The organism is Pseudomonas sp. R38(2017), from assembly GCF_002112395.1.
In the GTDB taxonomy this organism is placed as follows: domain Bacteria; phylum Pseudomonadota; class Gammaproteobacteria; order Pseudomonadales; family Pseudomonadaceae; genus Aquipseudomonas.
The window spans coordinates 207,102-233,057 of the sequence record NZ_NEHN01000010.1 but is presented as its reverse complement, the minus strand read 5'-3'; the positions used below and the strand labels follow the sequence as shown (position 1 = coordinate 233,057).

Sequence of the window (25,956 nt, the reverse complement as noted above, 5' to 3'; positions counted from 1 at the left end):
CTGCATGACATCCCTGACGGTCACGGCGCCGATTGCCGCTGCCGCTCCGATGGCCGCCGCGCCACCGGTGTTCGGGGCGCGAATCATCATTGGTCTGGTCGGCGTGCTGCTGGCGGTGCTGGTGTCGGGTCTCAACGAGATGGTGACCAAGGTTGCCCTGGCCGACATACGCGGCGCCCTGAGCATCGGCTACGACGAAGGCACCTGGCTGGTCGCGAGTTACACCGCGACCTCGGTGGCGGCCATGGCGTTTGCGCCGTGGTGCTCGGTGACCTTTTCCCTGCGCCGTTTCACCCTGTGCGCCATCGGCCTGTTCACCCTGCTCGGGGTGCTCTGTCCGTTCGCCCCGAACTACGAAAGCCTGCTGCTGATGCGCATCCTGCAAGGCCTGGCCGGCGGTGCGCTGCCGCCGATGCTGATGACCGTTGCGCTGCGGTTTTTGCCGGCCAATTTCAAACTGTACGGCCTCGCCGGTTACGCCCTGACCGCCACGTTTGGCCCAGGTCTCGGTACACCGCTGGCCGGGTTGTGGACCGAATACGTCGGCTGGCAATGGACGTTCTGGCAAATCATCGTGCCGTGCCTGATCGCCATGGCGATGGTGGCGTACGGCATTCCTCAGGATCCGCTGCGGCTGGAGCGTCTCAAGACCTTCAACTGGAAAGGCCTGCTGCTGGGGTTTCCGGCGATCTGCATGCTGGTGATCGGTCTGTTGCAGGGCAATCGTCTGGACTGGTTCGAGTCGGACCTGATCTGCGCACTGCTGGGGGCCGGTTCGCTGTTGCTGGTGGCGTTCCTGATCCATGAGTGGTCGCAGCCCATTCCGTTTTTCAAATTGCAGATGCTCGGCATTCGCAACCTGTCGTTCGCCCTGATGACCCTGGCCGGGGTGCTGGTGGTGTTGCTGGCGGTGGTGCTGATTCCCTCGAGTTATCTGGCTCAGGTGCAGGGTTACCGGCCGGTGCAGACCGCGCCGATCATGCTGCTGGCGGCATTGCCGCAATTGATCGCGCTGCCGCTGGTGGCGGCGCTGTGCAACCTGCGTTGGGTCGATTGCCGCTGGGTGCTCGGGATCGGGTTGAGCATGCTGGTGCTGTCCTGCCTGGGCGGATCGCAGCTGACCTCTGTGTGGATTCGCGACAATTTCTATGTCCTGCAATGGCTGCAGATTTTCGGTCAGCCGATGGCGGTGCTGCCGTTGCTGATGCTTTCGACCGGCAGCATCCAGCCCCAGGACGGACCGTTCGCTTCGGCCTGGTTCAACACCGTGAAAGGCCTGGCGGCGGTGGTCGCCACCGGGGTGATCGAGGCACTGACAACGGCGCGCCTGCATTTTCACTCGACGATGCTGGTCGATCGCCTCGGCAACTCGCCGCTGGCCGCAAGCAACGACCCCGGCGTCGCCCATCGCCTGCACGAACAGGCGGTGGTGCTGACTTCCTCGGATCTTTATCTGTGCATGGCTGGCGTCGCGGTGGCGCTGATCCTGCTGATTTTCTGGCTGCCGACGCGGATCTATCCGCCACGTGCACCGACCTGACTGAAACAGAAGGTTTTTTATGACGACTCAAGCAAAGCAAAAACTCGCGGTGGCCGTGGCGGCCGCGCTGGCGGTCGGTGTGCTGGTGTATCTGGCGATGCCCGGCCTGTTCGGCAAACGCACCCAGCAGAACACCAACGACGCGTTCGTCTCTGCCGATTTCACCCTGGTGGTGCCGCGTGTGGCCGGGTTTATCAAAGAGGTGCTGGTGGAAGACAACCAGCAGGTCAAGGCCGGGCAATTGCTGGCGCTGATCGATGACCGCGACCTGCGCGCCGCTGCCGAGGCCGCCGATGCGCACACCGTGGTCGCCCGCGCTCAATTGCAAAACGCCAAGGCCACGCTGGAGCGGCAGACTTCGGTGATCGCCCAGGCGCAGGCATCGGTGGTCTCGGCCAAGGCTGAAATGGCCTTCGCCCAACAGGAATTGAACCGCTACAACCACTTGGCCGGTGTCGGTGCCGGCACCGTGCAAAATGCGCAACAGGCGCGCACCCGGATCGATCAGGCGACTGCGCGGCTGGATACCGCCACGGCAAAACTGGCTGCAGAGCGCAAACAGGTCGAGATTCTGACGGCGCAGCGCGATGCCGCCGAAGGCAGCCTGAAACAGGCACAGGCGGCACTGGAAATCGCCAGTTTCGAGCTGTCCTACACGCGCATCACTGCGCCTCAGGACGGCATGATCGGCGAGCGTGCCGTGCGGGTCGGTGCCTATGTGACGCCGGGCAGCAAGCTGCTGGCGGTGGTGCCGTTGAAGCAGGCCTATGTAGTCGCCAACTTTCAGGAAACCCAGCTCACCGATGTGCAACCTGGACAGGATGTTGTCGTTCGGGTCGACAGTCTCGGCGGCGAAGCCCTGAGCGGTCGCGTCGAAAGCATCGCCCCGGCCACCGGCGTGACGTTTGCCGCCGTGAAACCGGACAACGCCACCGGCAACTTCACCAAAGTCGTGCAGCGAATTCCGGTGAAGATTCTGCTGGAACCGGGCCAGCCACTGGCCGAGCGCCTGCGCGTGGGCATGTCGGTGGAGGCGAGCATTGATACCAAAAGCTCGGCGACGTCGGTGCGTGAGGTGACGCAGCGATGAAGCGCATTCAATCTCTGACGGTTGTCCTGAGCCTTTCGGCGTTGGCGGCCTGCACCGTCGGCCCGGACTTTCAGAAGCCCGAAGCCACACAAATTGCCGACTGGGCCAAACCCGGCAAATCCGCCCCCAGCCAGGCCGTCAGCGAACCCCTGAACGAGCGCTGGTGGGAAGTCTTCCACGACGCGCAACTTTCCGCCCTGACCCAGCGTGCCGTGAGCAGCAATCTCGACCTGAAACTGGCCAGCAGCCGCCTGCAACAAAGCCGCGCCGCACGTCAGGTGATCACCGCTGATCGCTACCCGACAACCGCCGCCACCGGCAGCTATGCCCGTAAACGCAACAGCGGCGAAGGCTTGAACGACCCGTCCGGGCACAACGGCGATTCCGCCTTCAACCTGTGGGATGCCGGCTTCTCCGCCTCCTGGGAACTGGACTTCTGGGGGCGGGTACGTCGGGAAACCGAAGCGGCCGATGCAAACCTTGAAGTCGCGGAAAACGACCGTCGTGGTGTGTTGCTGGCGGTCCTTGCCGACACCGCGCAGAACTACATCCAGTTGCGCGGTGTACAGAACACCCGCGCGGTCACCGAGCAGAACCTCGATGTCGCGCGACACAGCCTGAAACTCTCGCAACTACGCCTCAACGACGGCGTGGCCACCGATCTCGACGTCGCCGAAGCCGCCGCGCAAGTGGCGGCCATCGAGTCGCGGCTGCCGGCGCTGGAGCAGCGTCAGGCGCAACTGATCAACGCCATCAGCCTGTTGATGGGCGAGCCGCCGCAGGCGTTGGCCAAAGCGTTATCCACAGACGCGCCAGTGCCACAGTCGCCGCCGCAAGTCGCCATTGGCCTGCCGTCGCAACTGGCCGAGCGCCGCCCGGACATTCGCCAGGCCGAAGCCCGGCTGCATGCCGCCACCGCCAACATCGGCGTGGCCAAGGGCGATTTCTATCCGCGCATCACCCTGTCCGGCAACCTCGGCTCGCAAGCCATGCAGCTCAGTGATTTCGGTTCATGGGGTTCGCGGGCCTTCGGCATCGGCCCGCAATTCAGCCTGCCGCTGTTCGACGGCGGCCGCTTGCGCGGTGTGCTGCAACTGCGCGAAGCCCAGCAGCAGGAAGCGGCCATCGGTTATCAACAGACTGTGCTGCGCGCCTGGCACGAAATCGACGACCAACTGACCGCCTACAACGCCAGCCAGCGCCGCCGCGACAGCCTCGCCGAAGCCGTGCGCCAGAACCAGATCGCCCTGCGCACCGCGCAACAGCAATACGTCGAAGGCGTGGCCGACTTCGTCAACGTCCTCACCGTGCAAGGCGCACTGCTCGCCACCCAGGAACAGTGGGTCGAAAGCTCCACCGGCGTTTCGCTGGCGATGGTCGGCTTGTACCGGGCGTTGGGCGGGGGATGGGAGTCGGTGTATCCGGTGGGGGAGATGGTGCAGCGTTGAAGCTCGCGCGGAAAACAAAAAAGCAGGTTGTGCAACGTTTGGCTGCTCAACCTGCAAAGTTTTCGATTTTGATTTGTCCATCAGGAAATGTAGCGATGATTTCAAGCTCGCCGCCCATCGCGCGGATGTAATTGCGCAGCGTGCTGATGTACATATCAGTGCGTCGCTCCATCTTCGAGATCGCCGCCTGATTGATGTGCAGAGTCTCGGCAAGTGTCGCCTGACTCAAAGCCTTGGCCTGTCGCAGTTCGTTTAGCGGCATTTCCTTAATATGTTGTTCGTAGATCGAATCGGCATGTGCCCGGGCTTCGGGTGTCATACGCGCTTCGAGTTCGGCAAATTTCTTAGCCATCGTTGTAACCCTCTTTGCGCAATGTATCGAGGTGCTCATCGTACAGTTGATCGGCGAGCGGGACATTGACTTCGTACCAGCGATCCTGACCGGTTTTGTCTCCACCGATCAATAGCAGCGCACATCGCCTCGGATCAAACGCATAGAGGATGCGATACGGTCGTCCGGCATGTTGAACCCTCAGTTCCCGCAGATGGCCATGTCGCGCACCATTGATCGCGCTGCTGTGCGGAAATCGCAGGCCTGGTCCGAATTGTCCTAGCAATTTGACGCTCGCAGCCACCGAGCTCTGCTCGTTCTCAGTCAGATCTTCCCACCAGTTGCCGAACTCGTCGGTGTATTCGATATCCCAATTCATGGGGGGGCGAATATGAATGTTATGGAATATTCCTTCAAGGTTATATTTTCGATGAATTGATCTTAGTCGTTACATAGAATTTCGCCAGCCCTTCAGAAGAGTGATGGCCTTTCGCTTGACGCTAAACCCCGCTGTCGTAGACTCCGCTCATCCGTCAGGGAGTAACGGTTATGCGGCGTTTTCGTGGTTGGGTTGTCGGATTGACCTTTGTAACGTGTGCAGTTCAGGCGCAAACGCCTGTGCCAGACGATCCGCTGCAGGATAACGCTGGGGCCGCCAATGCCTCGGCCAGCAGCGAAGCACGAGGTGTGTTGCGGGCGCGTGATCAGGCGACACTGGCCAGTGAATTGTCCGGGCGGATCGTCGAGCTGCCGTTCAGCGAGGGCGAGTCGTTCAAGAAGGGCGATACCCTGGCGAAGTTCGACTGTTCGGCCTATCAGGCCCAGTTGAATGCCGCGCAAGCCGCCAGCCGTGGCGCCGGCGAAGAGCTGGCGCACAACCGGCAACTGGCGGCGCTCAATTCCGTCGGGCGTTTCGAAGTGGCCCGGGCCGAGGCCAAGGTCAGCGAAACCCAGGCGCAATCCCAGGTTTATCAAGTCCAGGTCAAACGTTGCAGTGTGGTCGCGCCGTTCGACGGGCAAGTGGTCGAGCGCAAGGTGCAACGCTACGAAAGCGTGTCGGCCGGGGCGCCGCTGCTTGATGTGGTCGACAACCGTACTCTGGAAATCCATTTGCTGGTGCCGTCGCGCTGGATGGCCAAGCTCAAGCCCGGCCAGACCTTCAGCTTCGTTCCCGATGAAACCGGCCAGCCCATCGACGCCACGGTCAAACGCCTTGGCGCGCGGATCGATGAGGGCAGCCAGACGCTGTTGCTGGTCGCCACACTCCCTGAAGCCAAAGGCCTGCTCGCCGGCATGAGCGGCACCGCGAGTTTTCCGGAGCTCAAGTGAACGCCCCGGTGAGCGGCGGCGCCGAGCAGGTGTTCGCGCGATTTCTCGATCTTGAACGGCAGACCCGCGCCGCCCGCGATGCATCGCAACTGGCCTACAGCCTGGTCAATGACGGGCAGTCGCTGTTCGGCTTTCGCCATGCGGCGTTACTGATCGCCGGCAAGGTGCAGGCCGTGACTGGCGTCAGCGCGGTTGAGCCGAATGCACCGTTCGTGGCGTTCGTCGAGCAGGCCGTGGCGCAGCTGTTCAAGCAGGATGTGCTGAAGGTGGCGCGGGTGATCGCGCCCGAGATGGTCAGCGAATCGATCCAGAGCGACTGGCGCAGTCTGTCGGCGCTGCAGGTGTTCTGGCTGCCGCTGATCGACCGTGAGGGCCAGGTGTTCGGCGGCTTGTGGCTGGCCCGCGACATGCCGTGGAATCCTTCCGAACAGGTGCTGTTGTCGCAACTGGGCGACACCTACAGCCACGCCTGGCTGGCGTTGCAACCGCGCAAGCCGTGGCGGCTGCGCTGGACCCGCAAACGCCAGGTGGCGCTGGTCGCTGTGCTGCTGCTCGGTTTGTTGATCCCGGTGCGCCAGTCAGTGCTGGCCCCGGCGGAAGTGGTGCCCTTGGGTGGGCGAGTGGTAGCGGCGCCGCTGGACGGGGTGATTGCCGAGTTTCTGGTCAAACCCAATCAGAACGTGAAGACCGGCGATTTGTTACTGCGCTTCGAAAGCACCACCCTCAAGGCCCAGGCTGATGTCGCCGAGCGTGCGCTTGGCGTCGCCGAAGCCGAACTCAAAGCCAATTCCCAACGTGCATTTGCCGACGCTGAATCCAGTTCACGGGTGGATCTGCTGGCCGCCCGAGTCGAGCAGAAACGCGCCGAACGGGACTACGCCCGGGAACTGCTCAACCGCAGCGAAGTGCGCGCCGAGCGTGACGGCATTGCGGTGTTCGCCGACGCCGAGCGCTGGACCGGCAAACCGGTGCAGACCGGCGAACGGCTGATGGAAATCGCCGACCCGAACCAGGCCGAATTGCGCATCGAACTGGCGGTGGGCGACGCGATTTCGCTGGAGCCGGGCGCCGACATTGCGCTGTTCCTCGACAGCGATCCTTTGCAACGCCATGTCGCTCGACTCGAGCGTTCGGCCTACGAAGCGCAGCCCACCGCCGGCGGCCAACTGGCCTATCGGCTGGATGCGAATTTTACCGACGCACCGCCACGTATCGGCCTGCGCGGCACGGCGAAGATCTTCGGCGATCGCGCGCCGCTGGCGCTGTATCTGCTGCGCCGCCCACTGGCTGGTTTGCGTCAGAGCGTGGGTCTGTAAATGAACCTGCCGAGCCTGCGTGCCGACCTGCAATTGTCACCGGCGGCGCCGGCGCTGGACGGCTCGCCACGCTGGACCCTGGCCGACCCGGTGCGCGGGCGTTATTTCAAACTCGGCACGGCGGCGATGCGCCTGCTGCGCCACTGGTCGCTGGGCGACCCCGAGCAAGTGCTGCGCGCCGCCAACCGCGAACCGGGCTTGCCGCTCGATGGTGTGGAGCTGGAGCAACTGCTGACGTTCCTGCGCGGACATGACCTGATCAGCGCCCTCGACGATCAGCAACGCGCCAGCTATCAGCTCAAGGCCCTCGCGCAACGCCAGAGCCTGTGGAAAATCCTGCTCCATCAATATCTGTTCTTTCGTATTCCACTGTGGCGCCCGGATGCGTTTCTCAATCGAGCGTGGCCGTGGTTGCAGCGCTTCGGGCCGAAAATCCTGCGCTACGGTTTTCCGGCGACCCTTGGACTCGGAGTGTTTCTGGTGTCGCGGGACTGGCAGCGCTTCGTTGGCACCTTCCCGCACCTGTTCAGCCTCGGCGGGGCGATTTCGTTCGGTGTGGCGCTGTTCTTCGCCAAGCTCTGCCACGAGTTCGGCCATGCGTTCATGGCCAAGCGCGCCGGGTGTCGGGTGCAGAGCATGGGCGTGGCGTTCATGGTCTTGTTGCCGATGTTTTATACCGATGTCAGCGATGCCTGGCGGGTCAACGACCGGCGCGCGCGACTGCTGATCGGTGCCGGCGGGGTGCTGGCGGAATTGCTGCTGGCCTGTATCGCATTGTTGGTCTGGTCATTGCTGCCGGACGGCCCGGCGCGCACGGCGGCGTTCATGCTCGCCAGTGCGACCTGGATCACCACGCTGGTGGTCAATCTCAACCCGTTCATGCGTTTTGATGGCTACTTTCTGCTCAGTGATCTGTGGGAGGTCGACAACCTTCAGGGTCGGGCCTTTGCCTTTTGCCGCTGGCGCCTGCGTGAGTTCTTGTTCGGCTATGGCGCACCAGCGCCGGAGCCTTGGTCGCCGGCGATGCAGCGGCGTTTGCTGATCTGGGGGTATGGCTCGTGGTTATGGCGTGCGGCGTTGTTTTTCGGGATCGCGCTGGCGGTCTATCACCTGTTCTTCAAGGTGTTGGGGATCTTCCTGATGCTGGTGGAACTGGTGTGGTTCATCTTTCTGCCGATCATGAGTGAGTGGCGCCAGTGGTGGAGCCGCCGCGAACAGGCTCACGGCCCGCGCGTGCTGCTCAGCAGCCTGGCGGTGCTCGGCTTGTTGCTGGTGCTGATCGTGCCGTGGCGCAGCGCGGTCGAACTGCCGACGATGCTTGAGGGCGGTCGGGCCAGTGCGTTGCATGCGCCGGTGGCGGCGCGGGTCAAAACGGTGAAGGTTGTGGACGGCCAGAAGGTTGCGCAGGGCGACGTGCTGATCGAACTGGAGTCGCCGGATCTCGACTCCCGTCAGGCCATCGTCCGCCGGGAAATCCAGATTCAACAATTGCTGATGCGCCGTCAGGCCGGCCGCAGCGAAACCGCCGCCGATGCCGGCATCGTCGAACAGCGCCTCGCCGAAGCCGTGGCGGAATACCGAGGCCTGAGCGCACGCCGCGAACGCCTGCTGCTGCGTGCGCCCCACGCCGGCACGGTGCGCGATTTGTTGCCGAACCTGACGCCGGGGCGCTGGCTGTCGAGCAAGGATGCGCTGGCCCGGGTGGTCGAGGACGGCTCGCGACTGCGTGGTTATGTGGCCGAAGCTGAACTGTGGCGGGTCAAACCGGGGGCCACCGGGCGGTTTATCGCCGACGATCCGATGCACCCGGCGATCACCGTGAAGCTTGATGAAATCGATACCAACGGCGTGGCCTATGTCGATCAGGAAGCCCTGACATCCGACCATCACGGGCCGATTGCCGTGCGCCGCGATCAACAGCAACGGGCGGAACCGGTGCAGGCGCAATACGGCGCGCGATTGTCTACGCTGGATCAGCCACCGACGCCGGTGCAACCGTTGCGCGGCATGGTGGTTCTGCAGGGCAGCGGGGAATCGGTGCTCGGCGTGGCCTGGCGTCGGCTGGCGGCGCTGGGGGTCAGGGAAAGCGGTTTCTAGGGAGCATGAAGATGACGGAAAACCTGGCAGCGGACGGATTGGTGGTGCGGCCTTCGCGGGCGACTGACGGCCCCTTTCTGCAAAGCCTGTATCAATCGGCGCGGCCGGATTTGCAATGGATCGACGGCGAGCAGGAACAGGTGCAGCAAATCGTTGCCCAGCAGTTTCAGGTGCAGGAGCAGGGCATGGGTGAAAACCATCCGAATGCCATGCACTACGTGGTGGAAAAACTCGGCACGGCCATTGGCGCGCTGAGCACCGATTTCGGCCCCAACGAAATCCGCGTGTTGTACATCGCCTTCATCCCTCAGGCTCGGGGCAAGGGCTACGGTCGTACGGTGCTGCAAGGTGTGCAGAAGGCCGCGCAGCAAGTGCGTTGCCCGGTGGCGACGGTGGTCTGGGCCAACAACCCTCACGCGCGCCAGCATTACCTGGCGCTGGGATTCGCGGTGGAAGAGCGCAATCCGGCGGCGGAGCGTCTGGTGTGGTATCCACAGGGTTGAGTCAGATGATCGAGTTGATATCGAAGGTGTGCGGCGCGCCGATCTTGCGGCCGTAGAGCGTCGCCAGCAGCGGGTCCTCTTCGACGGCGTCCGGCGCCATGGCGAGCTGTTCGGCTGCAGTGTTTTCCGGGTGCAGCTGCCAGCGTGGGAGGCTTTCGGCCAGTCGTTCCGGTTGTTCTGCCAGTTGCCCGTAAACGTCCTGAGTCGTGATGCGTCGATGGCGAAGGATTGCCAGGCGCTCACGTGTCACGCGTATTTTCTCGACTTCACGATTAAGCGCTTCAAGGGTGCTGGACTGAGTGCGCACGTAACTGTCCGGGCGTCCCGGCAGGTTGTTGCGCCGGGTGCGCAATTGGTGGGTGATGCGTTCCAGGGCCGACTCCACCACAGCAAACTCCCGTTCGGTGACCAGCGAACGGCTTGACTCCTGGGCCTCCTGCCAACGCCGCAACACCGCCCAGCACGCCGGAATGTATGCCCCGGTCATCGAGTGGTGCCCGGCGTCGAAAATCTGTTTGAGCAACGTCGGCCGATCCGGCAAACCGTGCCGCTGCCGGATCGCCACGTCGCACGCGGCGTGCTGGATGATGGTGTCGCAACCCGGCTCCCACAGGATCGAAGACACCTGCTGACGCCCGAACTCCACCGGCATGGCGTGCCGCAGACTGCCGTGGTGGTCATAGGCTTCCCCGGTCCAGTTGGTGATGCCGGCGACGAACACCGACAGCCCCACCGGCACATTGACGAACATTAGCGCCGCCCCGGTGCCGTAGATATCGGCCTTGGTGTTCATCCAGCTGCCGGGCACGCTGGGCACCGGATCGTTGTGGTTGACCATGCGGTGATGCACGAGATCGGCTGCGCCCTTCACGAAATCCGCGTCGCCGGCGCGGGGGGCGCCGTAGGTGTAGAGCTGGATGTTGTAGCCCTCGGGCCGGCGGCGGAGCATTTCGGACAGCAGCAACGTGATAGCGCCGCCGAGGCTGTGGCCGCAGATCAGGAGGGTTTGGCCGGTGTAGAACTTTTCGAGGTAGCTGACGGCGAAAGTCGCGGCTTTCCTGGCCGCTTCATAGAAACCCCGATGTACCTGACCGTCGCCTTCCTCGAATGGCACTTGAAGGGCGTCGGCATCACGCAAGCCATCGGCGATGATCTCGGCGGTGCCGCGAACGGCGATCAGGATCAGTTCGTCGTTGTGGGTGATGAAGGCTTGGGTGTCGGTGCTGTCTTTATTACCGATGTCGTCGAGGAAGTGGACGCTGGCCGGGTGTTCCGGATCCCGTTCAGGGCTGTGCCTGTTGACTGCATAGAGGTTCGGGTCAAACGGAATGATCTCTAGCCTTCTTGAGTACGAAACATCCTCGTAGAGCGGGTAATAGAATTTGGTCTGAGTGTTGTCGACTTTCCACAGTTCTTCTCCCTTGGCCAGTGCATCGCCGAACCAGTTGCCGACGCTGGGTTGCAGCGGAAACTTAATGGATCTGGTTTCGGCGGAAGGGACTTTGGGTTCCTGGCCGAAAGGGCAGTAACTCAGGGTCGCCATCAATGCGAGCTGGTACAGGTTGAGTGCACAGAACGCCGGAGCTGTGGAAAACATCGGCCGCAACGCGCGTAGCGGGCGCACTTCAAGAACGGTGTGACGTTGCGGCATCAGCGCTACGCCAAGTTTTCCATGTTCACGCATGATTGCAGCGCACCCGGAATCGAGGGGGTTATCGCGATAAACCTCGGGTGGCAGGTGCGAGGCGTATCTCACCAGATGGCGGACTTCGACTTGAAAGTAGTCCGCACCGTCTGCAATTTTCGGGCGTTCGCGCCTGCGGGTGGCATTTGGGTTCAGGTACCGGGTTGCCTCGGCTCGGACCTGAAGTTCGGTGATTTTCAGGGGGTAATGTGGTCTGCTTTGCAAATATGAGTAGAGCTTTTCCTTTCCTTCGTACGCTTGATCAAACAGCAGCGAAATTGGCCCCGCAAAATGGTTGTCTACTCTGCCCTTGCCCGCAGCGTCCAAGCGGCCTGTGTATTTATAGCCTTCCGAGTCGGTGGCGATATAAGCCAACCCGGCGTAGGGCTCGCCCGAGCAGAACTCGTCGATGAGTTGGAAACTTGTCCATATGCCACCCTCGGGACATTTCAGAATGCGGCTACTCAACGGAGATTGCAGATCCTGCTCCAGTACCTTCATGGCGAAACCTTCTTTTCCGTACATCCGGGATATATGGTGCATTGCTGCCCGTCTGGCATTTGAAAGCCGCTGAAATCCGTGTAGTTGCCGTAACAAAAAGCGTACTGATCCTCAAAATTGTCGCCCATACAGCGTTTCCAGCCGTTAGGGACTTTGACCCAGGTGTCCTTGATGGCCGGTCGCTCTTCCGCTGCCAAGGTGATCTTCATCCTCACGGTTTTGCCTGGCAGTTGATCAGGGCTAAAAGCCCCGAAGGTCTTGCCATAAGCTCGTGATCCCGAGGCGTCGACTGTTCTGCAATCAAGGATTTTTCTTAGAATTCGCGGTTTGCCCGAGGTGCGGAACCACCACTCACACTGACCATGGAACGTGCTTTCACCGGCTTCGTTGAACACACCTTTGAACTGCTCCTCCAGATCATCACGGATGAAAACCCTGGCTTCGTCACGACTGAAGTCGCTCCAGTTTCTGCCGTATGCCGAATTGATCTCCAGCTCGATTCGCCTCACGACCAACGGACACCCTTTAACCGTCTTGCGAATCGTGATCTCGGCATCCGGCTTGTAGTCCGTGCGCCACTTGCTGTTGAACACCGGGGCAAGGTTGTCGCGTCTGTCGAGGGTGCAGGTCTGGCCTTTTTCGGGTACGTAGTAAACCGCTGCCACATAGGCAAATCCCGGTGGTAGATCGGCCGTGAATTTGAAGGTGTTGGGCGGTTCGGTCCTGCAGCCTCCCAGTGCCGCGAAACAGCCGATCAGACCGAGGCTTTTGAGCGGAATTTTCATGAGGGCGTCTTCCCGTTCCAGTGCTTCGAGAGCTGGTAAACCCGATCAAAGTGTTCATCCGGTGTTTCGTCCGGTCGGGCTTGCCAATGGGGCGCGAGATTCGGCGTTTGCAGGCTGTGGATCAGCAGAAACTCCAGCCGCTCCGGTGCCAGCCAGCTCCAGGCTTCGGCCTGGGTCAGTCGTTCACGGAGCCAGATTTGCGGATCCCGAACACACGCCAGCGCGGAATAAGCCTGCACATGCCCGGCCAGCAGAAAGCGGTGGGCATTGGCCAGGCGAATTTCCATGGCTTGTTCGTCAGGCATCGGCAGTTGCAGCCACGGCGGCGTGTCCGGCACGGGGTAGCTGCCCGGCGCAGGGTTGTCGGTCATCTGCCAGTGCGAGCCCTGCCAATGGCAAACGCTGATCGCCGGCCCGAGATACGCCGGCAAAGCCTCGACCGGCAGATGCTCCAGCGCCCGGTCCAGCACCCGGTTGTCGTGAAAGCGGTACAGCGCCTGATGCGGACGGGCGCCGATGATCAGCCGCTCCTGCCAGTGCCGGACCCAGGCCTTCAACTCGCCTTTGCCCAGGCTGGCCAACCATCCCCAATGGCTGTCCGGCCTGTCGAGCAGGGCATCGAGACGGCGGTCATCGGGCTGGTCGAAGGTGAAGAGGAACGGGCCGGTGTCGGCCAGTTCGGCGACTGCGGTTTCGCTGTAGAGGCTGGCGTATTGCTCGTAACGGCTGCTCTTCAGCCAGCGCTGGCGCATGTTGCGCTCGTTCTGCGAGTCGAGGACCAGGCACAGGAGGCAACCGGCGCGGTGTTGTTCGATCAGCCAGCGTCGTACAAGGGCGTCGCTCATGCGGCAGCCTCCGGGATCGGGCACGCACCTGTGCGGCAGGCTTCGCAGATCGGGCAGAAATCCGCGCCCAGGGTTTTGCTGGCGGCCATCAATGCCTGTTGCGAGGGCGCCACCAATGGCGGCAAAGGGGCAGGCGCCGACAGGTCTTCAATACCGTCGGGCTGCAATAGCGGGGCGCGCAGGAAGGGAGCGGGCACGCCGCCGATCAGCAAGTCGCTGCTGCCGAAAAGACCGCTGTGATCGAGGACAAAATGCTCGCCACCGACTTTCAGACTGATGCTTTTTCCCGCCTCCAGCACCAGATGTTCGCCCGCGCTGAGGCACAGCTGTCCGGCGGCTTCGGTGGTCAGTGATTGACCGACCCGGGTGTGGCTGCTGTCGCCAACGTGCAGGTAATCGCTGGCCTTGAGATGGGTCTTGCGATGACCGGTGACGATGCGGTGTTCTTCCGCGTGCAGCGCGCTGAAGCTGTTGCCCCTGATGGTTTCCCGGCGTTGGTTGCCGATGTCCAGCTGACTGTCGTGCTCGACCTTCTGTCGCAGGTCGCGCTGGGCGCGCAGGTAAATCTGCTCCTGGCCCGCGCGGTCTTCGATCATCAGCTCGTTGAAGCCTGTGCTGTCCGGCGAACTGCGGGAGCGAAACACGCTGCGGGTCTTGTGCGTCGGCAACTCGTAGGGCACCGGGTTGGCGCTGTTGTTCAGGCAACCGCTGATCACCGGACGGTCGGGATCGCCGTGGAGAAACGTCACCAGTACTTCCATGCCCACGCGCGGGACGATCACGCTGCCATGGGCATTGCCGGCCCAACCCGAGGCCACCCGCAGCCAGCAACTGCTCTTGTCGTTGTGGCGGTCTTCGCGATCCCAGAAGAACTGCACCTTGACCCGGCCGTACGGGTCGCAATGGATGTCTTCGCCTTCCGGGCCGGTGACCACCGCTGTCTGGGTCGAACCGATGCGGGGTTTGCGGTAGCGCAACGGTGGTCGATGGATCGCCTCCCAGGGCGTTGCCGTAAAGTGGTTGCGATAGCCCTGGGTGAAGTCCTTCTCGGGATCGGCTGACGCATGATCAGCGGTCTCTTCCAGCACTTGCGGTTGCTTTCCTTCATGGCGGATTTCGGTCAGCAGCCACAGGTCGTTCAATGCCGGATCGGGATGTTCGGCCAGTGACAAAAAATGCCCCGACAACAGCGCCGGTTCATTGCTGTCGCCTTCTCCCAGGCAACCATCGGCGCGGTGACCTTCCAGGACTCGCCGGGCCAGTTGCTTGCCGTGCTCGCGATCGAGGTAGCGTCCCGGGTATTCGTAAACCCCGGGATCGGGCTGGAGATGCCGATCGGGATTGCGGGCATCCGCTTCCAGCAACATACGCGCCTTTTTAAAGTCGTAGGCGCGGCTGGAGGCGTGGTTGGGTCGGGTTTCGAGCCGATAGTCGAATCGCTGAATCACCGGCCTGTCGGCCACCATGGCGTTGTGCGGTTTAAAGCGTGTTGGCCGAGAGAGGCGGGGGAACACGGTCTGGTCGTCGCCAAAGACCAGCAGGTGTCGGTCGCGGCTGTGCCGGAAGTGGTAATGCAAGCCGTCTTCCTGACACAGGCGCTGGATGAAGTGCAGGTCGGACTCGTTGTACTGCACGCAATATTCGCGATCCGGTAACGGGTGGCCGAGCTGGAACTGGTAGCGATCGGCGTGGATGCCATGTTCTTCGAGAATCTGCGCAATGATTCGCGCAACGCTCAGGTTCTGGAAAATCCGCTGATTGACGCGATGGCGAAGATTGGCCAGGCAAGGGGCGAGGGTCAGGCTGTATCGTGTCAACCGTTCGCCGATATTGCCGCGGCCGATGTGCTGGATCTGTCCGTGTATGCCGTGGCCGTGGTCATCGAAGGCAAGAAAGGCCTGTTGGTGCATCAGGCCTGGAAGATCGGCATCCGGTCTGGTGCCGACCAACTCGACTTTGAAGGCAAACGGCTCGCTGATGGCTTCGCTGCCACTGAAGGACAGCACTTGAAAATCGTGTTTAAAGTCGTCGGTCGTAAGGCGAAAGCGTGCGTTGGCATTGAACATCCGTTGTTCCTCGTCCTGTGACGGATTCGGAACAACGCTAACAAGGTGAGCCGGGAAATGATGTCGGACGTTTCCCAATAAAATCGGTTGAAGAGCCCGCCCTACAAGGCCTTGGCTTTAGTCCTACATCTTTTTCCTACAAGGTTTCGTGAGGATTCTGCAGGGGGTATCAGTTGAAGGAAATACAGAAGTAGCCCAACTGTGGATCCCGCCCCATCGCCGGCACCCGTGACACGAAAATATCTTCCACCCGGCCGAATTCCGGCAGCTCCAGTGCGCACAGGCCGTCGACAAACTCGGTCGGCTCCAGGCTGTTGAATTCGAGGCAGAAGGGCATGCGTTCGCTGTGGCGCATTTTCGCCGACGGGATTTCTTCAAGGTGGGCGAGTTGAATCGGCAGCGCCGTGCCGTCCGGCAGGTGCAGTGTGCGTTGTTGCCCCAGCAACGGCTGGAGGTGTTCGATTTGAACCGATTGCAGCATGGTCTGACTCCAGAAAAAAAACGAAACGTCCGGGGGCGCGGGGCCCCCGGACGATTGCTCAGTTGCGCGACGGAAAGAGACCGTTCAGGGCAACGCTGAAGTTGAGGACCAGGAAGGGGTTCATGATGCCCAGCGGCTGGCTGCCGCCGGTGGAGGAAATGTCGCCGGTGACGGTGGTGGTCACACCTTTGAGTGGCACCGGCGTGGCGCCCTGGGCGTCGGAATAGATGTTCGCCGAGCCGGGGCCGCCGCCCGAGGCACCGATGTAGGAATTGGTTGCAGTCGGTACGGTCGCCGGATTGCTGGCGGGTACCGCCAGCGACAAGGCCGTGTTGGCGGTGAGACCGGTCATCGCGTGGGTGTGGTTGGGCATGTTGGCAATGGTGGCGGTGACGCTTTCCGTACCGGCCACCTGACCGATGACGCGCGGCGTCAGGCCGAGGCCGTTGCCCTGGGCCATTGGCACGCGGCCCTGCAGGTTGGGCAACTGAAAATTGGTCGTGCCGTTGCCGCCGTAGTAAGTGCCCAGCAACGCGAAGAGCGCGTTGTATTGCGCAATGGAAAGGATCTGTCCATTACACAGGGCCCAGCCACTGGGAGCGAAGTTGAAGGCGAACGGTTGAATCGTACCCATAAAGACTTCCATGGTTCCTCATCCTTCTGTTATGTGGTTGGCGCGCCGCGCGTTAGCCTGTGTTGCCGGGCAGGTCGAAACGTTTTACTGACGCCTTCCATTTGCGCGGGCAGGTCACGCCAAGCCGTAGCGTAGACCCGGATCGGCGGACTTGCCGGACGTCGTCGCGGCCGCGCGTCGGCTTCGGCTCTGGCCTAAAGTGTGCGCAATGAATGGCGCTGTTTTTTACTCGGAATACCGTAAGGGAAGGTTGATGGAAGCGCGTCGCGAGACTCCGCTGGGGGATACCCAGGACCCGTTTGCCGCACCGAATGCCGGTGTCCGGCGTCTGCTGCGCTGGGTTCGCCAGCAGTGGCTGATACCGATTTTGCTGTTGGCGACCGTCGTGCGGTTTTATGACCTGACCGCCGCCGCGATCTGGGGCGACGAAGGCTCCAGCCTGCTGCTGGCGCGCTATACGCTGGGCGGTATCTGGGAGCATGCAGCGTTCGATGTGCATCCGCCGTTGTACTTCATGCTGCTGCACGGCTGGATCGGACTGTTTGGCGAAGGGATCCTGTCGATCCGCAGCCTCAGTGCCCTGGCCGGCATCGCCACGGTCGGCCTGGGCGTGTGTCTGGTCGATTGTCTGGCGACCCGTCGCGCCGCGATCATCGCCGGGGTGTTGCTGGCGCTGCTGCCGACGGCGGTGCGCTACAGCCAGGAAGTGCGCATGTACTCGCTGCTCGGCCTGTTGCTGGTCGGCACCACCCTGGCGTTGATCTGCTGGGTCAGACGCCCGCAGCGCCGACGGTATCTGGTGATCTATGCGCTGCTGATGAGCGCCGCGTTGTATACCCACTACTTCGCGGTGCTGGCGGCGCTGAGCCATTGGCTGTACCTGGGGCTGATCCGCCTGCTGCCGGGGTATCGCCTGCGGCATATCCAGCGCAAGGACTGGTGGCTGGCCAATCTGGCGATTGTCGCGCTTTACCTGCCGTGGCTGCCGAACCTGCTCGATCTGACGCAGCACATGGAAGAGCTCAAGGTCGGTGGCGATGTGGGTTGGGAAGACCCGGTGACCCTGTCCTCGTTGCCGTCGATGATCTGGCTGTGGCTGATCCAGAACGAGGGCGATCATCTTCCGCTGCTGCTGTTCTGCGGCATGCCCCTGGCCATGCTGGCGCTGGCGGGCGTGGCCGTCGCCCGCGACCGCAGCGTGAACCATGGCAGCGTGTTGCTGGCGCTCTATACCGGAGTGCCGTTGTTTCTGGTGTTCGCGGTGTCGTTCATCAGCCCGGTGTTCATCGAGCGCTATCTGACGGCTTATGCATTGGGCCTGCCGATGCTGGCGGCGCTGGCCATCGACCGCCTGTACAGCCGCGTTCGTGTGTTGGCGCTGGCGGTGCTGGTGGCGTTTGTCGGAATCGAAATGGTCGGGGTGAACACCAACGCCACGGTCGATCCGAATGACCAGTTCAACGTGATGGTCGATCACGTCAACCACCACTTCGTCAGCGGCGACCGGATCGTCACCAGCGACATGCTCTGGTACCTGAGTTACGTCTACTACAACCGCACCGATGCGCAAATCCGGTTGTATACGCCGCCTGCCGCCGACGGGCGCTCGACGCGTCCGAACCACTACGGCTTCGGCACACTGGTGTCCGATGAGGTTTATCTGGATCGTCTCGCGGATCTGCCGAAGGACAGTTCCCGGGTCTGGTTGATCGGTGACCTGGACCCGGAAATTGCGGACCCGTTCCTGCCTCTGCCCAAGACCTGGCAGTTGCGTGATCAGTCCAACGCTGGCGGGGCGAAAGCGCGACTTTTCGTTCTGGAAAAGGACGATCGTACCAACAGGGAATGACTTAAACGCTTCACCTTACTGTTCGCGATAAGAAATGGTCTGACAAGTCCGTTTTGCTCTATGTTGATGTCAAAACACTACTAGTCGAAAGGGTATTGTTGGACTACGCTCGTCGGGCAAAAGGACTTACAAAGTAAGGTGAAGGGATTGCAGCAGTTCCACTTTATCTCCGGCTTGCCGCGCTCGGGCTCGACCCTCCTTTCTGCGATCCTTTTGCAGAATCCGCGCTTCCATGCCGGCATGACCAGCCCGGTTGGCGCACTGTTTTCCGGTGTCCTTGAACAATGCAGCGCCGGCAGCGAATTCGGCGCGGTGATCGACACCGACATGCGCCGTCGCCTGTTGCGCGGCCTGTTCGATTCCTACTACGCCGACAAGGCCGACAAACCGGTGGTGTTCGACACCAACCGGCAGTGGAGCTCGCGCCTGCCGGCCATCAGCGATCTGTTCCCCAAAGCCAAAGTCATCGCCTGCGTGCGCAACGTTGCCTGGGTGATGGACAGCCTGGAGCGGCTCTACCGCGCCAACCCCTACGAAAACACCAAGCTGTTCGGCGATGCCGTCGAGCGCAACACCGTCTACAGCCGCTGCGAAACCCTGGCCCAGCGCAACCGCCTGGTGGGTTTTGCCTGGGCGGCGCTCAAGGAAGCCTATTATGGCGAGCACGCCGATTCGCTGCTGATCGTCGATTACGACTTGCTGACCCAGGCCCCGGAGCGCGTGCTGCGGCTGGTCTACGACTTCATCGGCGAGCCGTGGTTCGAGCACGATTTCGAACACCTGGCGTATGACGCGCCGGAGTTCGACCAGGCCCTGGGCGTGGCCGGCCTGCACAAGGTAAAACCCAAGGTCGCCCTGCAGTCCCGGCGCACGATTCTGCCGCCGGACCTGTTCAAGCAATACGCCGATCTGTCCTTTTGGCTCGATGGCTCAGCCAGCGCTGCCAATGTGATTCGTATGAAGTCCGACGCCGCGATCAGTTGATCGCGGCGTTTTTCATTGATGCGTTTACAACTGTTCGAGTCCGGGTGAGCAACATGTGGTGGAGCAAACAAAAGTCGCGGGTAACCGAGGGCCAACGGACGCTGGCTGCGCCGCTGATCATGTCGCTGGAGCCGCGCATGCTGTTCGACGGCGCTGTCGCGGCCACTGTGGCCGATACCGCTGCGGCTCAGCCCGACAGCCACCCCACTGCCGATGCCGCCAAGGCGCCGACCGCCGATCATCCGGTGGCGAGCAAGGACACCCACGGCCAGGCCGATGCCACGCCGGCTGCCAGTCCTGTCGCCGTGCCGGGCCAGACCGTGGTGTTTGTCGATGCCCGGGTCAAGGATGCCGACAGCCTGCTGAAAGGCATCGCTCCCGGCACGCAAGTGGTCAAGCTCGACGCGAGCAAGGACGGCTTGCAGCAGATCGCCGAGTATCTCGACCAGCACTCGGGCGTCAGTTCGGTGCAGATCATCGCCCACGGCAACGCCGGTGACTTGTGGCTCGGCAACAGTTACCTGTCGGCGGACAACGTCGCGCAGCGCAGCGCGGTATTGGCGGAAATCGGCAAGGACATGAACGTCGGCGGCGACATCCTCATTTACGGCTGCTACACCGCCGAGGGTGACCGTGGCCTGAGCTTTGTCGACTCGCTGGCGCAACTGACTGGCCGCGACGTGGCGGCGTCGAACAACCGCACCGGTGTGGGCGGCGACTGGGATCTGGAGATCGCCACGGGCAAGATCGAGAGCGCCAACGTGCTGTCGGCCCTGTCGATGAGCGAATACCAATGGGGCCTCGCCACCTGGACCGCCACCAACAACGCGAACACCGGGGTCGGCTCGCTGCGGGCAGCGCTGGCGTCGGCGCAAAACGGCGACATCGTGACCTTCAGCACCGGCATGACGGTGCAGCTCACCTCGGAATTGCTGATCAACAAGAACATCACTGTCGATGGCGACCTGAACAATGACGGCGTCGCCGATGTCACCCTCGACGGCCAGTACAAGACCCGGGTGGTGGAAATCACTTCCGGCAGCACCGTGACCCTCGACGGTCTGGTGATTACCCGGGGCCTGGTTTCGGGCAACGGCGGCAATGGCGGCTACGGCGCGACCGGGGCCATGGGCGGCGGGATTTTCAACGCCGGCATCCTCACGCTGAACAACGTTTCGGTCACCGGCAACGCGGCAGCGGGCGGTGGCGGCGGCGGTGGTGTCACGGGCGCCAACTACGGCGGCGGTGGTGGCGGTGGCGGCGGCCTCGGCGGTCAGGGTGGCGGTCATGGCGGTACGGCCGGGCCGGGCACCGGTACGCTGGGCGGCCAGGCCGGCAGCGGCGGTGTCGGTGGCTACGGCGGTGGCTACGACGCGACGCACATGGGCGGTCGTGGCGGATCCACCATCGGCGGCGCCGGTGGTGTCGGCGTGTCCTATTACAGCAACGGCGGCAATGGCGGCACTGCGAACAACGGCACGATTTCCATTGGCGGCGGCGGTGGCGGCTCCGGCTGGGACAAGGTCGGCGGCGTCGGCGGCAACGCGGCCGGCGGCATTTACAACGCTTCCACCGGCACCCTGAAAATCGTCGGCACCTCGGTCATCAGCAACAACATCGGCGCGGGCGGCGGTGGCGGCGGCGGCAGTGGCCAGGGCAGCAACAACCTCAATGGCGGCGACGGCGGGCGGGGTGTCGGCGCGATCTGGAACCAGGGCGGCACGGTACTGATCACGGCCTCCAACTTCAGTGCCATCAGCGGTAATGCGGCGGGCAGCGGCTCCGGCGGCTCAGAGCTGGGCGGCGGCGTGACGGGCTCTGTACCTTTGGCTTTTGCAGCGATCTACAACAACGGCGGCACCCTCAACACCGCTTATGTGGAGCCACCGACCGCCACCATCGTGATGTCCGATACCGCGCTGAAAATCGGCGAAACCTCGCTGGTGACCATCACCTTCAGCCGCGCAGTGACCGGTTTCACCAATGCCGACCTGACCATCGCCAACGGTACGCTGACATCGGTCAGCAGCAGCGACGGCGGCCTGACCTGGACCGCGACCTTCACTCCGACCAACAACATCACCGACTCCACTAACCTGATCACTCTCGACAACACCGGGGTGACCGCGATCAGCGACGGCGTGGCGGGTGTCGGCACGACCAGTTCCGTCAACTACGCGATCGATACCGCACGGCCGACCGTGACCATCGTGATGTCCGACACGGCGTTGAAGATCGGCGATACCTCGCTGGTGACCTTCACGTTCAGCGAAGCGGTGACCGGTTTCACCAACGCCGACCTGACCATCGCCAATGGCACGCTGAGCGCAGTCAGCAGCAGCGACGGCGGCATTACCTGGACCGGGACGTTCACCCCGACTGCGAGCATCACCGACACCACCAACCTGATCTCCCTGGACAACACCGGTATCGCCGACCTGGCCGGCAACGCCGGCAGTGGCACCACGGATTCGGCCAACTACGTGATCGATACCGTGCGGCCGACCGCGACCATTGTCGTCGCCGACAGCAATCTGGCAGCGGGCGAAACCTCGCTGGTGACCATTACCTTCAGCGAAGCGGTCAGCGGCTTCACCACCGCCGACCTGACGGTGGCCAACGGCACCCTGACTGGCCTGAGCAGCAGCGATGGCGGCATCACCTGGACCGCCACGCTCACGCCGACCAACAACATTACCGACACCACCAACCTGGTCACCCTGGACAACACCGGGGTCGTCGATCTGGCCGGTAACGCCGGCAGCGGCACCACCAACTCCAACAACTACGCCATCGACACCGCGCGTCCGACCGCGACAATCGTGGTGGCCGACAACAACCTGAAGATCGGCGAAACCTCGCTGGTGACCATCACCTTCAGCGAAGCGGTGACCGGTTTCACCAACGCCGACCTGACCATCGCCAACGGCACCTTGACGGCGGTCAGCAGCAGCGACGGTGGCATCACCTGGACGGCCACGTTCACGCCGACCGCCAGCATCACTGACGCGACCAACCTGATCACCCTGAACAATACCGGCATCGCTGACCTGAACGGCAACACTGGCGTCGGCACCACTGATTCGAACAATTACGCGATCGACACTCAGCGTCCGACTGCGACCATTGTCTTGTCCGACAACGCGCTGAAAATCGGCGAAACCTCGGTAGTGACCATCACCTTCAGCGAAGCGGTCACCGGTTTCACCAACGCCGACCTGACGATTGCCAACGGCACGTTGAGCGCGGTGAGCAGCAGCGACGGCGGTATCACCTGGACGGCGACATTCACACCGACCAGCAACATCACCGACGCCACCAACGTCATCACCCTGGACCAGACCGGCGTCTCGGATCTGTCCGGCAACGCCGGCAGCGGTACTGTCGATTCCGGCAACTACGCCATCGATACCCAGCGTCCGACCGCCACCATCGTGGTTGCCGACAGCACCCTCACGGCCGGCGAAACGACCCTCGTGACCTTCACCTTCAGTGAAGCGGTGACCGGCTTCAGCAACGCTGACATCGTGGTTGCCAACGGCACCCTGACGGCGGTCAGCAGCAGCGATGGTGGTATCACCTGGACAGCTACGTTCACCCCGAGTGTGGGCGTCAACGACGCGACCAACCTGATCACCCTGGCCAACACCGGTATCACCGACCTGGCCGGCAACGCCGGCAGCGGCACGACCAACTCCAACAACTACACCATCGACACCGTGGTGCCGACTGCCACCATCATCATTTCCGACAACTCACTGAAAATCGGCGAGACCTCGCTGGTGACTATCACCTTCAGTGAAGCGGTGACTGGTTTCACCAACGCCGACCTGACCATCGCCAACGGCACGTTGTCGGCAGTCAGCAGCAGCGACGGCGGCATCACCTGGACGGCAACCTTCACGCCGACCAGCAACGTCACCGACGCCACCAACCTGATCACGCTGGACAATTCAGGGGTTCAAAACCTTTCGGGCAACGCCGGCAGCGGCACCACCGATTCGAACAACTATTCAATCGACACTCAGCGTCCGACCGCGACCATCGTGGTCGCCGACACCGCGCTCGGCGTCGGCCAGACGTCGCTGGTGACCATCACGTTCAGCGAAGCGGTGACCGGTTTCACCAACGCCGACCTGACCATCGCCAACGGTACGCTGAGCGCAGTGAGCAGCAGCGATGGCGGCATCACCTGGACTGCCACGTTTACTCCAGCGGCAGGAATTACCGACACCACCAACGTCATCACCCTGGACAACACCGGCATTGCCGACCTGGCGGGCAACGCCGGCAGCGGCACCACCGATTCCAACAACTATGCAGTCGACAGTCAGCGGCCGACGGCGACCATTGTCATGAGTGACAGTGATCTGCGCCCTGGCGAAACCGCCCAGGTGACCATCACTTTCAGCGAGGCCGTGACCGGATTCGACAATTCCGACCTGAGCGTCGCCAATGGCACCTTGAGCAACGTCACGTCCAGCGACGGCGGCATCACCTGGACAGCCACGTTCACGCCGAACATCGGCATCACCGACCTCACCAACCTGATTGTCCTGAACAACACCGGCATCGCCGACCTGGCCGGCAACACCGGCACCGGCACCACCAGTTCGGCCAACTATCAGATCCAGACCCAGGTACCGACCGCGACCATTGTGGTTGCCGATACCTCACTCAGGGCCGGGGAAACTTCGCTGGTGACCATCACCTTCAGCGAAGCGGTGAGCGGTTTCGACAACAGCGATCTGACCATCGCCAACGGCACGTTGGGCAATATCAGCAGCAGCGACGGCGGTATCACCTGGACCGCGACCTTCACGCCGACGGCCAATATCACTGATGCCACCAACCTGATCACCCTGAACAACGCCGGGGTGGCCAACCTGTCGGGCAACAGTGGCGTCGGCACGACCGATTCCAACAACTTCGCCATCGACACCGCGCTGCCGACTGCCACCATCGTGGTCGCCGACAATCGTCTCGGCATCGGTGAAACCACCACCGTGACCATCACCTTCAGCGAAGCGGTGAGCGGGTTCGATCTGTCCGACATCAGCGTCGCCAACGGCGCGTTGTCGAACCTGACCAGTAACGACGGCGGCAAGACCTGGACCGCGACCCTCACACCAACGGCCAACGTCAACGACGCGACCAACCTGATCCTGATCGACACCGCCGGTGTCCAGGATCTGGCCGGCAACGCCGGGGCGAGCATTGCTATCTCCAACAACTACATCCTCGATGCGACCCGGCCGACGGTGAACATCGTGGTCGCCAACCCACATCTGGGCATCGGTCAGAGCACCACGGTGACTTTCACTTTCAGCGAGGCAGTGAGCAATTTCGACCTGTCCGACCTGAGCGTGACTAACGGTGACCTGAGCAACCTGACCAGCAACGACGGCGGCAAGACCTGGACGGCGACCTTCACTCCGACCGCGAATGTCACCGATCCAAGCAACTTCATTGCCCTGGACACCAGCAACGTCACCGACCTGGCGGGCAATGCCGGCAGCACGGTGGCGGTGTCGAACAACTACACCCTCGACAGTGAGCGGCCGACCGCCACGGTGGTGGTCGCCAATCCGAACCTGGGCGTCGGTCAGACCTCGCAAGTGATCATCACCTTCAACGAAGTGGTGACCGGTTTCGATCTGTCGGATCTGAGCGTAGCCAACGGCACTTTGTCCAACCTGAGCAGCAGCGACGGTGGCAAGACCTGGACCGCGACCCTGACGCCGAATGCCAACGTCAACAGCGTCAGCAATGCGATCAGTGTCAACAGCGCCGGGGTCAGCGACCTGTCCGGCAATAGCGGTAGTGGAGTCAGTCAGTCCGGCAACTATGTGATCAATACGGTGCCGGCCGCACCTCCGACATCACCGCTTGTGGTGGTATCACCGGATCCGGAGTTCCGCATCGACGTTCCGGTCGTTGCGCCGCCGCTGCCCGATGTGCCGCTGCAACCGATCATCTTTGCGCCACCCACCGGCGATCTCGGTTCACCGCTGACCTTCCCGCCGTTGTTTGAGCAGCGGGTGATCGGCAATGGCATCCGTCCGCTGGGCGATATTTTCATCAACCACGGCGCGTTGAGCCCAAGCTTTATTGCTCAGGTGTTCACCAGCAGCGACAGCGGTGGTGATGGTTCCGGTCACGGCTTCCTCGGTTTCGGTGGTGGTGATGGCGGGGTGTTCGGTATCAGCACCTTATCCAGTCTGTTCAACCAGAACAGTGAGGCAGAGCGGGATTCACTGAACGCCTTCGACAGCCACTCGATTCGGGGTGGCGACGTATCCCAAGGCCTGCGCGGCGTATTCGGCGCGCCGACCCTGGGCCAGCAACTGCAAGAGATCAAAGACAGCGAGCAGCACCGGGTGGATAGCCTGGCGGCGGCGCTGCAACAGGTCGGCATCAGCGAAATGCCGGCCTGACCAACCACAACAATTCAACAATATGCGGGACCTAGG

The 25,956-nt window shown here is 62.4% G+C and carries 18 protein-coding genes; 10 read left to right on the top strand and 8 right to left on the bottom strand.

Annotation, left to right across the window (positions count from 1 at the left end):
* The first annotated feature begins 4 nt into the window (after nt 1-4).
* Genes CAF87_RS24325 through CAF87_RS24315 form a run of 3 tightly spaced genes read left to right on the top strand, consistent with a single transcriptional unit; the run spans nt 5 to nt 4,078 of the window.
* The gene (locus tag CAF87_RS24325) at nt 5-1,540 is read left to right on the top strand and encodes an MFS transporter (protein WP_085733426.1); all 1,536 of its coding nucleotides are present in this window, start codon (nt 5-7) and stop codon (nt 1,538-1,540) included.
* A gap of 19 nt (nt 1,541-1,559) precedes the next feature.
* Entirely contained in the window at nt 1,560-2,630 is a 1,071-nt protein-coding gene (locus CAF87_RS24320) for an HlyD family secretion protein (RefSeq protein WP_085733425.1), read from the top strand.
* Nucleotides 2,627-4,078: an efflux transporter outer membrane subunit gene (locus CAF87_RS24315; protein ID WP_085733424.1), complete on the top strand. Its 1,452-nt coding sequence runs from the start codon at nt 2,627-2,629 to the stop codon at nt 4,076-4,078. Before CAF87_RS24320 ends, CAF87_RS24315 begins: the two co-directional genes overlap by 4 nt.
* A 46-nt stretch (nt 4,079-4,124) precedes the next feature.
* Here CAF87_RS24315 and CAF87_RS24310 read toward each other — a convergent pair whose 3' ends face one another.
* Together CAF87_RS24310 and CAF87_RS24305 are read right to left on the bottom strand one after the other, a co-directional pair.
* Nucleotides 4,125-4,430 (bottom strand): XRE family transcriptional regulator, encoded by a 306-nt coding sequence (locus tag CAF87_RS24310; protein ID WP_064382656.1) that lies wholly within the window; start codon nt 4,428-4,430, stop codon nt 4,125-4,127.
* A complete protein-coding gene (locus CAF87_RS24305) occupies nt 4,423-4,788 on the bottom strand; it encodes a type II toxin-antitoxin system RelE/ParE family toxin (protein ID WP_085733423.1) in 366 nt (121 codons plus the stop codon). The genes CAF87_RS24310 and CAF87_RS24305 overlap by 8 nt, the downstream gene beginning before the upstream one ends.
* 170 nt (nt 4,789-4,958) lie before the next feature.
* Between CAF87_RS24305 and CAF87_RS24300 the strand changes: the two genes are divergently transcribed.
* The 4 genes from CAF87_RS24300 to CAF87_RS24285 are packed head-to-tail and all read left to right on the top strand — an operon-like array spanning nt 4,959 to nt 9,654.
* Nucleotides 4,959-5,738 (top strand): efflux RND transporter periplasmic adaptor subunit, encoded by a 780-nt coding sequence (locus CAF87_RS24300; protein WP_085733422.1) that lies wholly within the window; start codon nt 4,959-4,961, stop codon nt 5,736-5,738.
* Nucleotides 5,735-7,054: an efflux RND transporter periplasmic adaptor subunit gene (locus CAF87_RS24295; protein WP_085733421.1), complete on the top strand. Its 1,320-nt coding sequence runs from the start codon at nt 5,735-5,737 to the stop codon at nt 7,052-7,054. Before CAF87_RS24300 ends, CAF87_RS24295 begins: the two co-directional genes overlap by 4 nt.
* The gene (locus CAF87_RS24290) at nt 7,055-9,151 is read left to right on the top strand and encodes a biotin/lipoyl-binding protein (RefSeq protein WP_085733420.1); all 2,097 of its coding nucleotides are present in this window, start codon (nt 7,055-7,057) and stop codon (nt 9,149-9,151) included.
* Nucleotides 9,152-9,162: 11 nt separating this feature from the next.
* The gene (locus CAF87_RS24285) at nt 9,163-9,654 is read left to right on the top strand and encodes a GNAT family N-acetyltransferase (RefSeq protein ID WP_178083473.1); all 492 of its coding nucleotides are present in this window, start codon (nt 9,163-9,165) and stop codon (nt 9,652-9,654) included.
* 1 nt (nt 9,655) lies between these two features.
* On the opposite strand, the gene CAF87_RS24280 is transcribed toward CAF87_RS24285, so the two are convergent.
* The 6 genes from CAF87_RS24280 to CAF87_RS24255 all read right to left on the bottom strand — a co-directional run bounded on the left by CAF87_RS24280 (nt 9,656) and on the right by CAF87_RS24255 (nt 16,662).
* Nucleotides 9,656-11,839, bottom strand: coding sequence for a lipase family protein (locus CAF87_RS24280; RefSeq protein ID WP_085733418.1), 2,184 nt, complete (start codon nt 11,837-11,839; stop codon nt 9,656-9,658).
* Nucleotides 11,836-12,624, bottom strand: a complete 789-nt coding sequence (locus tag CAF87_RS24275; protein ID WP_085733417.1) for a hypothetical protein — start codon at nt 12,622-12,624, stop codon at nt 11,836-11,838. Before CAF87_RS24275 ends, CAF87_RS24280 begins: the two co-directional genes overlap by 4 nt.
* Entirely contained in the window at nt 12,621-13,469 is an 849-nt protein-coding gene (locus CAF87_RS24270) for a DUF4123 domain-containing protein (RefSeq protein ID WP_085733416.1), read from the bottom strand. Before CAF87_RS24270 ends, CAF87_RS24275 begins: the two co-directional genes overlap by 4 nt.
* Complete coding sequence (locus CAF87_RS24265; RefSeq protein WP_085733415.1) at nt 13,466-15,535, bottom strand: type VI secretion system tip protein VgrG; 2,070 nt, start codon at nt 15,533-15,535, stop codon at nt 13,466-13,468. Before CAF87_RS24265 ends, CAF87_RS24270 begins: the two co-directional genes overlap by 4 nt.
* A gap of 169 nt (nt 15,536-15,704) precedes the next feature.
* The gene (locus tag CAF87_RS24260) at nt 15,705-16,016 is read right to left on the bottom strand and encodes a hypothetical protein (protein WP_085733414.1); all 312 of its coding nucleotides are present in this window, start codon (nt 16,014-16,016) and stop codon (nt 15,705-15,707) included.
* A gap of 58 nt (nt 16,017-16,074) precedes the next feature.
* Complete coding sequence (locus CAF87_RS24255; RefSeq protein WP_085733413.1) at nt 16,075-16,662, bottom strand: phage tail protein; 588 nt, start codon at nt 16,660-16,662, stop codon at nt 16,075-16,077.
* 241 nt (nt 16,663-16,903) lie between these two features.
* Between CAF87_RS24255 and CAF87_RS24250 the strand changes: the two genes are divergently transcribed.
* The 3 genes from CAF87_RS24250 to CAF87_RS24240 all read left to right on the top strand — a co-directional run bounded on the left by CAF87_RS24250 (nt 16,904) and on the right by CAF87_RS24240 (nt 25,920).
* Nucleotides 16,904-18,499: a glycosyltransferase family 39 protein gene (locus CAF87_RS24250; RefSeq protein ID WP_085733412.1), complete on the top strand. Its 1,596-nt coding sequence runs from the start codon at nt 16,904-16,906 to the stop codon at nt 18,497-18,499.
* Between the two features lie 138 nt (nt 18,500-18,637).
* A complete protein-coding gene (locus tag CAF87_RS24245) occupies nt 18,638-19,483 on the top strand; it encodes a sulfotransferase (protein WP_085712623.1) in 846 nt (281 codons plus the stop codon).
* 53 nt (nt 19,484-19,536) lie between these two features.
* The gene (locus tag CAF87_RS24240) at nt 19,537-25,920 is read left to right on the top strand and encodes an Ig-like domain-containing protein (protein WP_085733411.1); all 6,384 of its coding nucleotides are present in this window, start codon (nt 19,537-19,539) and stop codon (nt 25,918-25,920) included.
* The last annotated feature ends 36 nt before the right edge of the window (nt 25,921-25,956 follow it).

Excerpts from the sequence above, each read along its gene's own strand:
- CAF87_RS24325 (WP_085733426.1), top strand. The coding sequence starts at position 5 with ATGACATCCCTGACGGTCACGGCGCCGATTGCCGCTGCCGCTCCGATG.
- CAF87_RS24320 (WP_085733425.1), top strand. The coding sequence starts at position 1,560 with ATGACGACTCAAGCAAAGCAAAAACTCGCGGTGGCCGTGGCGGCCGCG.
- CAF87_RS24315 (WP_085733424.1), top strand. The coding sequence starts at position 2,627 with ATGAAGCGCATTCAATCTCTGACGGTTGTCCTGAGCCTTTCGGCGTTG.
- CAF87_RS24310 (WP_064382656.1), bottom strand. The coding sequence starts at position 4,430 with ATGGCTAAGAAATTTGCCGAACTCGAAGCGCGTATGACACCCGAAGCC.
- CAF87_RS24305 (WP_085733423.1), bottom strand. The coding sequence starts at position 4,788 with ATGAATTGGGATATCGAATACACCGACGAGTTCGGCAACTGGTGGGAA.
- CAF87_RS24300 (WP_085733422.1), top strand. The coding sequence starts at position 4,959 with ATGCGGCGTTTTCGTGGTTGGGTTGTCGGATTGACCTTTGTAACGTGT.
- CAF87_RS24290 (WP_085733420.1), top strand. The coding sequence starts at position 7,055 with ATGAACCTGCCGAGCCTGCGTGCCGACCTGCAATTGTCACCGGCGGCG.
- CAF87_RS24285 (WP_178083473.1), top strand. The coding sequence starts at position 9,163 with ATGACGGAAAACCTGGCAGCGGACGGATTGGTGGTGCGGCCTTCGCGG.
- CAF87_RS24280 (WP_085733418.1), bottom strand. The coding sequence starts at position 11,839 with ATGAAGGTACTGGAGCAGGATCTGCAATCTCCGTTGAGTAGCCGCATT.
- CAF87_RS24275 (WP_085733417.1), bottom strand. The coding sequence starts at position 12,624 with ATGAAAATTCCGCTCAAAAGCCTCGGTCTGATCGGCTGTTTCGCGGCA.
- CAF87_RS24270 (WP_085733416.1), bottom strand. The coding sequence starts at position 13,469 with ATGAGCGACGCCCTTGTACGACGCTGGCTGATCGAACAACACCGCGCC.
- CAF87_RS24265 (WP_085733415.1), bottom strand. The coding sequence starts at position 15,535 with ATGTTCAATGCCAACGCACGCTTTCGCCTTACGACCGACGACTTTAAA.
- CAF87_RS24260 (WP_085733414.1), bottom strand. The coding sequence starts at position 16,016 with ATGCTGCAATCGGTTCAAATCGAACACCTCCAGCCGTTGCTGGGGCAA.
- CAF87_RS24255 (WP_085733413.1), bottom strand. The coding sequence starts at position 16,662 with ATGGAAGTCTTTATGGGTACGATTCAACCGTTCGCCTTCAACTTCGCT.
- CAF87_RS24250 (WP_085733412.1), top strand. The coding sequence starts at position 16,904 with ATGGAAGCGCGTCGCGAGACTCCGCTGGGGGATACCCAGGACCCGTTT.
- CAF87_RS24240 (WP_085733411.1), top strand. The coding sequence starts at position 19,537 with ATGTGGTGGAGCAAACAAAAGTCGCGGGTAACCGAGGGCCAACGGACG.